Here is a 13,925-nt window from a genome sequence, read left to right as displayed (position 1 = left end):
AAACAATAAACAATTTAATCCAAGACAGTTATTTGTTGATTATAAAGCTCATATTTATCTCTAATTTTTTTAAGATATTTAGTAATATAATAACAAACAAATTTATATATTAAATAGAGTATTAAAAGTGAAAAAAGGTTTAAATATTCCCCTACAAACAAAATAAAATTATATATTGCAAGGGATATCGCGCTAATAAGCATATATACATATTAAAAATAATGCCAAATTCTTCCTATATTGGTTGAACCTGAAAACCTATCTTCCAATGTTGAGCAGAATATTCAAAAGAACATTGGCTCTTATCTGCCTAATTCCCTCCTTATTAATTGGTTGGACTAGCTTGTACGCTGAAAATGTTGGGGAAAATAGCGAGAATCCACTAAATATTATTATTGAACCTTCCATCGATAACCAAAATCCGGAAATAGAAAAAAAACTATCTACTTCTAAAAACCCCGAAAAAAACAACTACCCAGATCTAGGCGACGATCAGGTTTTTCCCTTCATAGCGGGGTTGGGTTCTAATTCTCATTTATGAACCAATAGATAATCAACGAAGGATACTAGAGAATTTCTGGATAAGATAATTTATTCAGAATTAAATTTAGCTTAAAATCTTATGATTAGAGCGGAACGATTAAAGACAAGCAGATTATTTTTTTTCATCAGAGAAGGGTGAAATCAGTAAAATCAAGACAATCGCAAAATATCATGTAGCAAAAATGGTATTGTTGGTAAAGTCGAGAATCAGATTTCTCGCATCAATAGCAGCAATACTATTGGTAAATATGGAGAGGTGGTCGAGTGGTTTAAGGCGTTGGTCTTGAAAACCAAAGAGGTGTCAAAGCCTCCGTGGGTTCGAATCCCACCCTCTCCGTTTAACTGCTCTCCTGCAAGGGATCTAAGCTATAGCTAAAGTTTTTGACGTGCTTGGTACAAAACCAGGTACATTTTTTTGACTATCATCAGTGCAAATTATCGATTGCGTCGATTGGCTTTGTATCAACGGGCAGGGACTTATGGCGTAAGGATTGTTGTTCCTAAATCTTTGAGGCCGGTTATTGGAAAGACAGAGCTAAAAAAATCTCTTGGAACGAAAGATTTGAATAGAGCGAAACTTCTGGGCCCCCAATAGAAGACAAATTCAGAGCAATAATTAATGCCGCAAAAGAGGGTGTAAAACTATCAACCCAAATTTCATCAGCTGAGGTAACACCTAACCAACTCAATTTAATAACAGGGAAGTTTTATAGAAGGCTTTTGCAGGAGTTTGAAGACTCTTATGACGGGAGGTATTTCAATGCTGGAGATGTTCTAGAAGCATATGGACTGCCTTGTAGTGACAATGGGAATGGAGTGCGACCTTACATAGAAGAAAGGTTTGATGCTATCGCCGAAGAAGAGACAAAATTGCATAAAGAAAAGATAGATATCTCTGAGCTTTCTTATCGGTTTGAGAAAGCTTTTGGAAGAGCAATCAAAACCCTTGAATCCAGGGCTCAAGGTCTTAAAGATCCAGAAGATCCTTACCCAATAGAAGAAGTATCTGACTTTGATTTGGTCAAAGCCTGGGAGTATTGGTCAAATGACCAGAAGAACTTAAAAACTCAGGACACTTTTAAGAGCACCGCTAAAGAGTGGTTAGCAGATACAGGCCTCTCAAGCTTGAGAAGCATTAGTAGAAAAGATGTCAAAGAATGGATTAGACAAAAATCTAATCAAGGACTGAAACCACGAACAATTAATAACAAGATTATCCATCTTCAGTCGATAGCTAATAGTGCTAGAAATGATGGTTTAATTGAGAACTGGGATAACCCTTTTAATAACCAAAATCTCACTATTAAAAGAAGCAAAGCAACTGATAGACGTCCATTTACCTCAAAAGAAGTAAAACAAATAGTGCTCAATTGCCTAGAAGAAGGGAAAAACCCTGCAGATAAATGGATCCCTTTGCTCATGATTTCTACTGGAGTAAGGAATGAGGAGGCGGCTTCTTTATTGGGAGGTGACTTCAAGAAAGATCAAAACGGTAAGTTGTATTTGCAAATTAATGACATCAATAAAGCTGCACCTAAAACAGAAAGTAGTCTTAGAGATGTACCTATCCCTAATTGTTTAATTGAACTTGGGTTAGAGGATTTTGTAAGAGAGGCTCAACTAGAAGAGAGGATTTTCAAAGATCTTAGAGAGGATAAATATGGAAAAGTAAGCTCCAAGTGGTCTGAACGATGGAGCAAAACAGTTCTTAGGGGAGAATTGCATATTGAAGATTTAACTGCAGTTCTATACTCATCAAGGCACTATCACGCAGATATTTTACGTGATCACTTTGGAAAGATTCCTGGATTAGATCAGACAGTTATGGATGCGATTCGAGGTCATAGAAGCCAAGAGGTTAGTAATACATATGGGAAAGGTTTTCGAATAGAGAAGTTAAATGAGATTGTTGCTTCAATAGATTTTCTATTAATTAATAAATAGGTTGTGGCCTTGGGCTTGTGTATAAATAAAATGACTACATAGAAGTACAGAGAAACGATTCAAAAGCAAATCTATATCTGATTTATAAAAGAGTTTTATCTAAAAAGTTGTAGTTCTTGTAGTCACCTTCTGGTGCATCGAAAGTCGAGTAGTCGAGATGTAGTTATTTGAATTAAATACTGTTTTTGTAGTCTCCTGTAGAAGGCTGCGCCTAATTTTAACCTCTATTTAATTAATCTTTCTATGTGGATTAAGTCATCTTATCCAATCTATTTTTTGCATATCTTCGTGCATCATCAATACCTTTTTTGGCTAGAAATGGAGCCGCAATAAACCCTGCTATATTTGCCAAGCCACCTAAAGCATCCTCATCCATCTCTGGATCTGCAATAGCAGCGATAATTCCAATTGAAAAACCGAGTATAAGTGAACCTAATAAGACGTTAAGAAAAGGAGTAATTGTCCGACGCGAGATTGAGTAATAGAGACCTACAAAAGGGATTGGATGTGCAAAAGCATATCCCCAACTTGTATCTCTCTGCCTTCGCTCAAAGGCTTTAATTAAGCCACTATCTCTAGAGTGAGATCTAGAGTTTGATTTATTACTATTGTTTCTTCTACTACGTTCTAAACCTGGATCATATACTCTTTTATTTGAATCTTTTTCCCATGATTTAATGATGGCTTCATCCCATTGATTGCTAATATTGTTGTACTCTTTAATTATTTGTAAAACCCTACTTATAGGTACCCTTGAAATAACTTTACCTTCTATATTGCAAAGAAGAATATTATTATTATTTTCGCCAGAGTTTCGCCTATCTATAATTTCAGGAGTTGTAATATCACCTCTTATTAATGCAGCTTTAACAGCTCCACAGAAAATCTCTTTCTTAGTTGGCGATGAAGGAGGTGGAGATTGAACGTTTTTTGCATAGGGGGTGGAAGGAGGCTTTTCATCTCTCTCTCTTCCTTCCTCAATTGAGCTGTCTGTAACACTCCTCTCTAGAGACGGGGGATCTGGCTCAGATTGACTCTCTTGCTCTGAAATGTTTTCTTCAGTCTCTACAGGCTCTGCAAGAGAGGTACCACATTTTCCACAAAATTTTGCAGACGCTTTGACTTCTACTCCGCATTCAGTACAAAACATCGGCTAAATCTTGATAATTTTCTTTCTGATTGAATTATATTCATCCTTTGAGATTAAATTTCTTTCAAACATATGTTTTAATTTTCCCAGCTTAGCTTCGATTACATCCATTTGATTCTCAAGGATCATAGAGGCTTTTGTCTTATTCTCTAATGATTCTTTAATTGCTTTAACTCTCATCTGCTTATATTCATCTTCTGGAAGCAAATCTTTTTGAAATATTGATTCTAATTTTTCTAGCTTTACCTCCATTATATCAATTTCATTTTCTAGAATTTTAGCTATTGACTCCTTTGTCTTTGTAGAAGCTTTTTTAAATAGAGCTTGAGCATCTTTCTTCCTTTCTTTAAGTGCTTCTATTAAATCTTTCTTCTGATAGCTAAATTTGTCTTTTAATTCATCTTGATTCCTAATTATACTTGGAAGGAAATGATTTTCTTCTTGAACTATATTATCTTCGTCTAAATAATTCTCATCAGACTCAAAAGTGATAATAGGTTCTTGGTCTTCATTTGATATTGGTTCTACTTCTTCAATAACTTCATTCGTTTCATCTTCTGTTGTTATTACATCATTACCAATTTGCTCTTCAATTTTTGCACCACATTGTGTGCAGAAGGTATTTCCTGATTCTAATTTAACTCCGCAATTAGTACAAAACATCTGCATAATGAAGAATTAATTGGTTAAGCTGAAATGCATCATTAGGAAAAAATATCCAAATAAAACTAGTCTTCAAAGAGTTTTCCTGGATCATGATAACAAGACATAGTAATTATCCAAAAACCAATTATATCTCTAATCCTTAAAGCCCAGCCGATAAATGGAGGGAGACCTATTCCGCTAGAAACTGATGATCTGTAGCGCACACTAATTACAGTTTGAGCTGGATCAGTATTGGCAAGCATAAGGATAATTATTATAGTGCCTAAAGAGGCATTCAAAAATACATTTCCCTGAGGCTTTATACGGAAAATCTTACGAAATAAATTGAATATGCAAACGTTAATAAAAGCAGTCGCCATGGCTCCGACTGGAAAAATAAAGAACATACCCCAGCTAAAAATTACGAAGTTAAATGATGAAGATAAACTCTGAATAATTATTCCAGTAAGTATTGTCGATCCAATCCAGAGAAAAGAAACTGGAAGTTGTGAGGACTTCTCACTGGCCTGATTGACCTTAATATCACTCTCAGAAAGACGTTTTTGAGGTGGTTGTGATTGTTGATCACGTCGTTTACGCTCTAATCTAGGGTCATAGCCTTTAGTAACTGCTTCTTTGGTATTTATTCCTCTGCTTCGAGCTAATCCAGGATAATATTGTTCATTATTCCTAACCGTAATAGAAGCACCGCATTTTCCGCAAAACCTTGCCCCTGAATTGAGTTTTGCCCCACATTCAGTGCAATGCATTCAAATATTATCTAGTAGATATAGATTAGCTATCTCAACTTAATTCTTGCTTAGTAGGAATATTCTTTTAACTCTTTAGTCAAAATTAGATTCAACTCTTTGTTTTGCTTGATAAAAGTTCCCGATTTCAAAGTAGTCAATATTCTTGCTATCAGCCCTTATCCAAGGCCTTACAGATTTTTGCCCTCCATGCCATCGGATCGTCCTAGGAGAAGGAATAGCTTTGAAACCCACTGCTCTCATGGCTTTCTTGATTTCCTTCTCCATTCGTTTATCGATATAGCCAAGAGTGAGATCAATGCATTCACGTATCTCGTCCATACAAACAGCGGTACGACCTTCTAGCAGTTCTGCTAAAGGCTCTTCGTACTGAGAGACCTCTAAATAATTAGCGTTTAGATCTTCCGATTGATTGCGTTCATCTTGAGTGAGCTCCAGTGAATAAGAACTTTCTTTGTGTCTCCTGTAAAGCCTTATTGCTCCTGCAATGATTGCTTCCCTTTCTTTCTTGAGTTGTTCTAGGTCTATTGCCTGACCTCTCTTTGAGTCGACTTCAACTGGTATGACGTGGAACCTTGTATTGCCAGTTAGATCAGTAAGGAATTCCTGCTTATTACAAGACCCCCAATAGCTACAACGGCGGGGATAGTCCTCTGCGTGACTCTTGTACTTCATCACGTAACTATCACTGGTCTCTGAGAGGAAAGATTTCAGAGCCCCTTCGACCACCCTTCCAGTGGTTTGCTCTAGCTCTTCAAAAAGGAGAACACTCTTGCTGTTGAAGGTCGTCAACAGATCTTTGTCTTTGAAGTTGGCAGTGCAACCAACTGAAGTGCTGTTGTTGTCTCCCGCCAGGATCTTGACGAACTGATCCTTGCCGATGTTTTGAGGACCTTGAACCACAAGCATTGTGCGGTTGTAGCAACCAGGCTCTAATTGACGTTTGACCCAATTAACAAGCCAAAGTTCAAGGTACTTGTCATAGATAGGCTTTTTAGTTTTGAAGTAACGAGTACTGAGGTTATTGATAGGGATCGGTTCAACTAAGCGTTCTGTTTCCAGAAGCTTCTCTTGAAAGGAATCAAAGCTGTTCTTCAGGGCCATTGCCTCAATGGCTAATCGTGTTTGCTTAGGAGGAAAGTTAATTCCGTGTTCTTTAGAAAGTCGCAAATGAAGTACTTCCATATCAGCCTCTGTTAGAAAATGATCTCCCCAAAGAACTCTCCTTTTAGCTTTGTCCCATCGAAAGGTTTCAGATGCTTGAAGTGCTTCAAGAACGTATATGAGATCTGTACTTCTAATGTTTGAGATCTTGGCATAGCCTAGATCTAAGACACGTTGATCATCAATATTTAGGACAAGAGAACCTGTGCTAGATACACGAAAATGACTCTCTTGCAATAAGAGATTAGTAGTCATAGAATTATAAAAATAGTAACAACAAACCTTGGCTAAATAGTCAGGGTTTTTGTTTTATTAATGGACAGCTTTTTCTTTCAATGCATAGCGTTCTAGAAGTTCATCAGGCAGTTGACTAAATAGATTCTCAGCAAGTTCTTGTAGTTGAATCTTGTGCTTGAAGGTGAAGTCTTCAATGCGATTAAACGTTTTATAAGAAACAGCAGAGTTCCAACGTCTTTTTGCAAGAGGTATAGTCTTCATAGATATCTAAGCTGATAAGAATTAACATTCCAATGATATTAATTATCGCATATATGTACGTATAAATCAATAAATAATCTAAGTAATTTTATTGTAAAATAAAAATTGTATCTATTATTTCTCGCAAATATCTAGATAGTAAAATTAATCAGGTTTTTATCTATTAAAGCAGAGTCCATAAGGCCAAGGGGGTATTTCTTTTTGTTACCTATACGAAGCAGGGCTTGAAAATCTGAGGTAAAAATTATCAAAAATACATTCATGGAATAATGAAGAGTATAAAAGGTCCTGCAATTGCAGAGATGATGAATATACTTTTCAAAAAATTACTTGTGGGGATGCCAAATGTTTTTTGAATTAATAGAGATATTTTATTTCGATTGGTTCCTATCAAAACAGCATTTAACATACTAATAACTGCCAAAAAATAACATAATAAATATATTTTGTCCATATAAGTTATATATGAAATCTGAGGGATCTCTGCTTGGAAGCCACTCTGCATGAAAATAAAAGTTAGGAGTATTGTGGGAGGAGTAGCAATACGTAGCTCATTATATTTAGGACTTAAATAATTATTCACAGTCAATATCAGAACTCCAAATAAAAGTGGAGAAATATATCTAAAAAAACTTGAGGAAATAGAGCGAGAAATTTTTCCTCTTATTACAATTGACGGACCAAAATCAAGCTTTTCATAAGCTTTCATGAACTCGTCGCTTAATTCCATACCCTCTTTGAATGAATCTCCCCATGTAAATAAAGGCTCTATTTCGTCATAAGCACAACTGAAAAGTTTTGGATTATCTTTAAGCTTTCCATTTTCATCTTTCTCATCCTCATAACATTCTTCTTCAATATAGTTGTAAGAATTTATCCGATATTGTGGATCTCTCATAATGCTATCCTTATCAATGTAAAGATAAATATCTGGTGCTGTTAAATTATGACTAAGACGTATTCTCAAGTAAGCTGAATCGAATGGAAATTTTCTCATATCTCTATCAATTCTGAATCGACCTTTAAATTTATATTTGGAATAATTACCATAAGATCCTTCAGGTGGATTTGGATCATTCGTAAGATTTACACGCTGAAAATATTGATCTTCAGCATTATAAAAATCAAGCTCTGCTTCTGATAGGACATCTAGCTTGGAGTTCTCATGAACTTTATTGCCACCATCATCTATATCGAACCTTTGGATTGCAGAGTTATTCCAAAAAGCTTCAATAGTTCCTGAAGCCAAGAATGAAGAAGTTAATTCATCAATATCATAAATTCTATTAACCCTGATTTTAATGCCAACTGGATCGGGAGTTTTGTATTCATCAAAATCTTCAAGTTTGATATAATCATATTCCTTTACGTATAATTTTCTATAATCTTCAACTTTTGCTTCTAGTTCTTCCTCATAAAAATTATAAGCATTTTCATAATGCTCTGCATAAATGGGGAGTTTTTTTATAGTATGTATATCGTGAATACCGAAAGCTATAATTAAAAGTACGAAAAAAGATATTAGAAATGAAAATCCAAATGATACCTTAAATATTTTCTTTTTTCTTAGGAGAGCATCGAAGAAAGAGAATCTTCTATTTGATTTATACTTTGTCATTAAAAATATTGTATATTTGAATTGTTTTCAATGATTAACTGGCAAGCTTTATCTATCAACATCTCTTTGGAAGTAGAAGAATGATCTTTAACTCTACTTAATTTGGAAAAAGCCAAGGCATATTTGGAGAATTCTTGATATTGCATACGACTGTAAAGAGCTCTCCTTCCAAGAGATGAAACTCTCCAGCTCCAGGGATAACGAGCAAGGAGTTGGTATATCGGATTGCTTAACTGCTTTATACTTGATAGATGGTTTTTTAATGAGGAAACTCTATTATCTTCTAATAAACGGAAGCTAAATCTAAATAAATAAGAAATGTCCTTGATCACAGCTAGACCAATTAATGAAATAAACAAAGCAATCGTTATAGATCTAGTTATTTCATATAAGAAGCCACCAAAATAATTTGGTATTACAGCTGCAAGATTATTTGCAAGATGTAGAAATATAGCCAGTGAAATAAATCCTAATAATTGAATAAACCTTGGTAAAAACTTCTTCTCTCCATGAACAAATAACCACAGTCCAACTCCAGACCATGAAGTCCAGAATAAGTGCATAAATCCGCTATATATGACCCTATATCTCAACTGATCATTCCAAGCCTCAATTGCATTATCAGTTGAATCAAGGGCAAAGGACATATAGCCTAGATTTTCTAAAAACTGAAAACCTATAGCAACAAAACAAGCGTATATAACAAAATCAGTTAAAGAGTCAAATTCTTTTCGGAAGCATCTATAGACAATTAATAAGCCTATTGCCTTTAATAGCTCTTCGTTTAATGGTGCATCAATAACAGTAGATAATGCTTCTTGCATTTCTTCTCCACCATTCAAAATCAACGCAAGTTGGTAGCCAATATCAAGGAAATATCCATAGCCACAGATAAATGCCACTCCTGTTCCAATAATTAGAGATATGAGAATGGGTTTGATTGGTTCTTTCTCAATAGCATCGATAAACCTTATTGAATATATGATTGAGTATGAGGCTAAACCTGCAATAAAAGGGCTTAAGACTATTAAGAAGCTTTCCATAAAGAACCTTGAATCAATAAATTTTAATCAATACCAATATCAAGTATTAGATTTGCAATAAAAGCGTTGCAATAGCTGTAGCTTGTAATTCTTTTATTTATTAAAAGAAAAAACTATTTCTCTTTACAACCACAATTAAAAAGAAACATATACAAATCTCTGAAACACTTTTAATTTGTGGTACAAAAGGTGGTACAAACAAGGCATCAAGAACCTAGTTATTACTAGCTTTTTTCGGCTTTAGGGAGTTTCCCACCCTCTCCGTTTATTTTTTGCGAAGCATACAGCAATAAAAATATAGTTTAAAATTATTCATTTAATTTTAAATTTTTAGTTTGGAATAATTTAAAGAAATACCGATTATCTAAAGTTATTACTTTGTTAAGATACACAATTATTAATTCAATCAATTTGTAGATGAATTGTCTTTAAAAGTACTAAGCTTAAGGTTAATCAGTTCAATATTATATTCAGCCATAGAAATAAATTCTTCGGCACCATGTTTTCCATCAACTGTAGTTGAGCCCTTTTCTAAAAAAGACTTATAAGCATTTATTTTCTCTATCCATTGTTGCTTTTTGGCGATCAATTGACTTTGATAATTTTTTCTCATGCCACGAATAGAAAATTTATTAGGAATGTAAGTCGGGAAAATTTAAATTTAATACATATGAAAGTATAAATAGAAATAGTTTAGCAAATGTTGTTTCTGAGTAAATATAAGCAGGTAACAAGTAAAAGTCAAATATTATAATTTCCTTAAAACTAGTTTATAATAAATGAACTTGAAAAAAATTACTCTACATATTAGTTAAATTTAGTTATAAATTAATAATCTTTAATATAATATTAAGTATAATCTGTCTAATAATATCAATTATTTTATAGAATCTTAAATTAAATTAAAGTAACGATCTCAAGAAAATTGATTATTTGACTGTATGAAATTTAGTTATATAAATTAAAGCGGTTGGATCAAAAAAAACTTTGTAGATTATCTACGGAAAACATTGTTCGCTTATTAATAGAGATTTACTATACTAAAATAACTAAAACCTATTAAAACCTAATTCCCAAGAAATGGCCAAAGACGATATTAGCTACAAAGATTTATCTAAAAATCAACTGGATGATCTTAAGGACCTATACATAGATGAGCGTGTAAAAACAATGACTCCTGAAGATCTCACAAAATTTGTAAGGACTATAATAACTGATCAAATTAAAGGAACTGTAGGGAATCAGGAAGAAAGAGAAGCCTGGCGAGAAATAAAAGATTTTTACAAGGATGACTTTGAAAGCAAAATAAAAGAAGTATTAAAAAACAGATCCTCGCGAGATGATACATTGCCACCTGAAAAAGAAGAACTTGAAAAAAGACTAGAATTACTCGAAAAAAGGAAGAAAGAAAAAAGCAATTCTAACGAGGATATGTGGTGAAAAATAACTATTTTTGAATCTTTGTAATTTTGATTAGTTATCACAAAATATTTTATTTAATAATTTTTCCTACTAAAAACCCCAATTGAGGTTATCTTTCACTTAATTGAAGAATTAATAAAAATGACCTTTTTCTTGATTGCATTTTCAGACATGGGTTTGACACCATCGATGATTACCTTAATTATTATTTTCGGTGGCTTCTTCCTTGTAAGTTTTGCAATTACAAGTCCAAACATGGATACGAAAGGACTATTAAGAGTTTTATATTCAAAACCAATAAGAAAAGAAGATGGCACAGTTGAGTACCCTGACAAAAATCAGTAGGTTTAATAAGATTTCATTATAAAAAAACAGATAATCAACGAATTAAATCAATTAAGTCAAGAGAAAGGACATTAGCAATTGTTCTTAAGGTTGATATTATTTCTAAAGTATCATTATCAGTAGTATTTAATTCTGCCTTTTTTAAGTATTCCTTAGCAATTTTTGGTTTAAATCTGTATAAATCAACAAATGCTTTTGCCAAATAAGCATATTGATTATTTTTATCTAATATGCATATTTCATAAAAGGTATCTGAGGCTTTATTAACTTTTCTTTGTAAAGTATAGGATAAAGCTAGAGTATATAAATTGATAATATCTTCTTGATTTTTATCAATTCTATATTCCATTATCTCTTGAGTATTTTTTAGATAAACTTGGTTTGGATCACTTTGATTTATTTGACCAACTGTAGAGAATAATTCTTCTAATTTACCTTCTTTAAGCATTTTCCCCATTTGTGACATCTTTTGTACTCGATTAGCCATAATATCTAAATTTTCTCCATATTCAACAACTGGGATATTGTGAGTTTTTTGTGTAATCTCTCTTTTTAAATTATCTAAAAGTTTAATTTTAAAGATAACATCCTCTTGTGTTTTTGATTTAGGGTAAAAGGAGTTTAATCGTTGAGTTATTTGATAACAATCATTTTCATTTATTGAGGGTAGTCTTAGCATTCCTTGACCAACAGATTGATCAATCTGAAATTCACCTAACTTACTTTTTGCATCAATAACTAAAAGTGAATTATTTAGTTGATTTACTTTACCCTCCAATATTAACTCAAAACCATTTGATATGTTTTTTATATTAATTATTGGTATATCTGATGAACATGAAATCTTCTTTGAATCAATACTTTTCGGATTCCTCTTGAATAAAAAAGCCTCACTTTTATCTGGAAGCTTCCAAGACTTCTCCTTTAGAAAAGATTTTGACTTGATAATCTCACGAGATAAAGTTTGTTCTCTATCTCCACTCATTACGCCTTGATTACCGGTTTTTAAAAGGAACCAATCATAATAATCTAGATCATTTGATAGTTCTGAAGATTGATAATAAGTTTGACGTGATGCAACCAAATTAGCCTGTCTAATACCCTCCGCATCTAAATTAAATGCATTTAAATACTTTGAATCTGTTAGTACTCCTAAAGTTGATTTTTGAGAGGGACTATTCACTCTTATGGTATTAATTATTTCTTCAATTGGCCAATTATCAATCCTATTAGGAACTCTTGGAATAGTACCATTAACGTTTATTCCTATGCCAAATTGACTCCATATAATACCTAATATCGACGTGATTATAATAAAAATTTTCCAAATATATGACCATTTTGAGGTAACAGAAGATATTATAAAAGCAAGTAAAATAAAAAGCTGTGGGGCAATAGGCAGAATAAATCTTATATCTTTAGTGCTCATTAAAATACAAATAAGCAAACCGCCGAGAGGAAAACTATTAAACCAAAGTGCTCTTTGAATATGTTTTTTCTGTTCAGATAAACTAAATTTATTCTTATTTTGAATAATAAAAAGTAAAGCGCCACTAAGAATTAGTCCCAAAACTAATGGGCCCGTAATTGAAGGAGTTTTTAATGGATAATAAAACCAGCTATCTAAGGAGCTTAGTTCATATCCATCTTGATATAAAATTCCCCAATTTCTAGCTTTATTGATCGAGGTTAATATTGTAAGCCAATTTAAGCTGATCCAATTCCAGGATATTAATATAGGCGTTATTAGAATTATTCCAATTTGAAAAGTGGTTTCAAATTTCCTATAAATAAAAGACTTTATAAATAAATAAAATAGAAAGAGAAAAGGTGCCCAAAAAAATACAATCCCAGTTGGCTTTGTCAGAAAAATTAATCCGAGAGTAATTCCGGATAAAATTGCCATAAACCATTGATTAAGACCTAAATTAAATTTCCATAAACTCAAAATCAGCCAGAATAATGTAATTGAAGAAGTTAGGCTAAGATCAATAAGATAATCTGTTCTTTGTAAAATAAAAATAGGGGATATTGCAAATAAAAATGATGCCCATAAACCAACGCTTCGAGACTTAATCAATCTTCCTAAAAAGAATATGCTTAAGATTAGTGATAAGTTAAAAATTTGATTAGATAAAATTGCTGATTTAAAGGAAGTACCAAAAATTTTAAAAAAAGGAATTGCTACTAAGTAAGTTGCTGGTCCCCTATAATCTGGTGCTTGCAACCAAAAATTATCCCACCAATTTAAACTTAAAAAATTCGTCTTTTCAAACAAATAATTAAACCCGTATGCTCTTGCTAGATGACTTGCCTGATCCCATGAAGGGGGTAATCCATTCGTTGAAACCCAATATAAATCTACTAAAAAAACCAGGCCGCTTAGAGCAAATAGGAGTAATAAATCTTGGTACCTAGTTAAAAAAGTCTGAAATCGTTGAAGCATTCAGAAATAATAAATCTAAACAAATTTATTATTAGCTGAAAAATTGCTTCTTATCAAAGGTAAATTTATTTGCTTGGCGCCAAATGAATGCCAGCAATAAGGATAGAGCTATCAATGGTAAGAGATTCTCTATAAGTGCCACGGAAATAAAAATCCCAATAATTGTGAGAACTAAGAACAAAGATCTATATGGATTATTCGCAACCTGGATTTTGATTTTAAAAGGCTGAAAATTTCTTTTTGGAAGAATTGCCATTGATATTCGATCTCACGATTTAAAGCTAGTTAATTTTTGCAAATTTGGATACAAGCTGGTAACGGAATGAACAATCATCAG

Annotated in this window: 15 protein-coding genes and 1 tRNA gene; 7 read left to right on the top strand and 9 right to left on the bottom strand. The window is 32.9% G+C overall.

The window, feature by feature from the left end; translation table 11 throughout:
* The first annotated feature begins 268 nt into the window (after nucleotides 1–268).
* From AC6EJA_RS00550 to AC6EJA_RS00535, 4 genes are all read left to right on the top strand, one after another.
* The gene (locus AC6EJA_RS00550; RefSeq protein ID WP_498502588.1) at nucleotides 269–541 is read left to right on the top strand and encodes a hypothetical protein; all 273 of its coding nucleotides are present in this window, start codon (nucleotides 269–271) and stop codon (nucleotides 539–541) included.
* 252 nt (nucleotides 542–793) lie between these two features.
* Nucleotides 794–880 (top strand) — tRNA-Ser (locus tag AC6EJA_RS00545).
* Nucleotides 881–958: 78 nt separating this feature from the next.
* Nucleotides 959–1,138 carry a DUF6538 domain-containing protein gene (locus AC6EJA_RS00540; protein ID WP_498502587.1) on the top strand — a complete coding sequence of 60 codons (180 nt, stop codon included), beginning with the start codon at nucleotides 959–961 and terminating at the stop codon, nucleotides 1,136–1,138.
* A 125-nt stretch (nucleotides 1,139–1,263) separates the two neighbouring features.
* Entirely contained in the window at nucleotides 1,264–2,487 is a 1,224-nt protein-coding gene (locus AC6EJA_RS00535) for a site-specific integrase (protein WP_498502586.1), read from the top strand.
* A gap of 250 nt (nucleotides 2,488–2,737) precedes the next feature.
* Here the strand turns inward: AC6EJA_RS00535 and AC6EJA_RS00530 are convergent, their stop codons facing one another.
* The 8 genes from AC6EJA_RS00530 to AC6EJA_RS00495 all read right to left on the bottom strand — a co-directional run bounded on the left by AC6EJA_RS00530 (nucleotide 2,738) and on the right by AC6EJA_RS00495 (nucleotide 9,988).
* The gene (locus AC6EJA_RS00530) at nucleotides 2,738–3,637 is read right to left on the bottom strand and encodes a zinc-ribbon domain-containing protein (RefSeq protein WP_498502585.1); all 900 of its coding nucleotides are present in this window, start codon (nucleotides 3,635–3,637) and stop codon (nucleotides 2,738–2,740) included.
* A 3-nt stretch (nucleotides 3,638–3,640) separates the two neighbouring features.
* Nucleotides 3,641–4,300 carry a zinc ribbon domain-containing protein gene (locus AC6EJA_RS00525; protein ID WP_498502584.1) on the bottom strand — a complete coding sequence of 220 codons (660 nt, stop codon included), beginning with the start codon at nucleotides 4,298–4,300 and terminating at the stop codon, nucleotides 3,641–3,643.
* A gap of 65 nt (nucleotides 4,301–4,365) precedes the next feature.
* Nucleotides 4,366–5,052: a zinc ribbon domain-containing protein gene (locus AC6EJA_RS00520; protein WP_498502583.1), complete on the bottom strand. Its 687-nt coding sequence runs from the start codon at nucleotides 5,050–5,052 to the stop codon at nucleotides 4,366–4,368.
* 75 nt (nucleotides 5,053–5,127) lie between these two features.
* A complete protein-coding gene (locus AC6EJA_RS00515) occupies nucleotides 5,128–6,471 on the bottom strand; it encodes a VapE domain-containing protein (RefSeq protein WP_498502582.1) in 1,344 nt (447 codons plus the stop codon).
* A 57-nt stretch (nucleotides 6,472–6,528) separates the two neighbouring features.
* Nucleotides 6,529–6,714, bottom strand: a complete 186-nt coding sequence (locus AC6EJA_RS00510; RefSeq protein WP_498502581.1) for a hypothetical protein — start codon at nucleotides 6,712–6,714, stop codon at nucleotides 6,529–6,531.
* 259 nt (nucleotides 6,715–6,973) lie between these two features.
* Nucleotides 6,974–8,332, bottom strand: a complete 1,359-nt coding sequence (locus AC6EJA_RS00505) for a ligand-gated ion channel (RefSeq protein WP_498502580.1) — start codon at nucleotides 8,330–8,332, stop codon at nucleotides 6,974–6,976.
* Complete coding sequence (locus tag AC6EJA_RS00500) at nucleotides 8,332–9,375, bottom strand: PrsW family intramembrane metalloprotease (RefSeq protein ID WP_498502579.1); 1,044 nt, start codon at nucleotides 9,373–9,375, stop codon at nucleotides 8,332–8,334. The genes AC6EJA_RS00505 and AC6EJA_RS00500 overlap by 1 nt, the downstream gene beginning before the upstream one ends.
* Before the next feature lie 406 nt (nucleotides 9,376–9,781).
* Nucleotides 9,782–9,988 (bottom strand): hypothetical protein, encoded by a 207-nt coding sequence (locus AC6EJA_RS00495; RefSeq protein WP_498502578.1) that lies wholly within the window; start codon nucleotides 9,986–9,988, stop codon nucleotides 9,782–9,784.
* A gap of 467 nt (nucleotides 9,989–10,455) precedes the next feature.
* Here AC6EJA_RS00495 and AC6EJA_RS00490 point away from each other — a divergent pair, with 467 nt between their 5' ends.
* Complete coding sequence (locus AC6EJA_RS00490; protein ID WP_498502577.1) at nucleotides 10,456–10,815, top strand: DUF7326 family protein; 360 nt, start codon at nucleotides 10,456–10,458, stop codon at nucleotides 10,813–10,815.
* A gap of 123 nt (nucleotides 10,816–10,938) precedes the next feature.
* Nucleotides 10,939–11,142, top strand: a complete 204-nt coding sequence (locus AC6EJA_RS00485; protein WP_498502576.1) for a hypothetical protein — start codon at nucleotides 10,939–10,941, stop codon at nucleotides 11,140–11,142.
* A gap of 34 nt (nucleotides 11,143–11,176) precedes the next feature.
* Here AC6EJA_RS00485 and AC6EJA_RS00480 read toward each other — a convergent pair whose 3' ends face one another.
* On the bottom strand, nucleotides 11,177–13,588 hold the full coding sequence (locus AC6EJA_RS00480; RefSeq protein ID WP_498502575.1) for an ArnT family glycosyltransferase: 2,412 nt from the start codon (nucleotides 13,586–13,588) through the stop codon (nucleotides 11,177–11,179).
* An 83-nt stretch (nucleotides 13,589–13,671) separates the two neighbouring features.
* On the opposite strand from AC6EJA_RS00480, the gene AC6EJA_RS00475 reads away from it, so the two are divergent.
* Nucleotides 13,672–13,818, top strand: a complete 147-nt coding sequence (locus tag AC6EJA_RS00475; protein WP_498502574.1) for a hypothetical protein — start codon at nucleotides 13,672–13,674, stop codon at nucleotides 13,816–13,818.
* Nucleotides 13,819–13,925 lie beyond the last annotated feature (107 nt).

Source organism: Prochlorococcus sp. MIT2309, assembly GCF_059772305.1.
The sequence above is the reverse complement of the archived record's forward strand: the minus strand, read 5'-3'. Positions and strand labels throughout refer to the sequence as shown.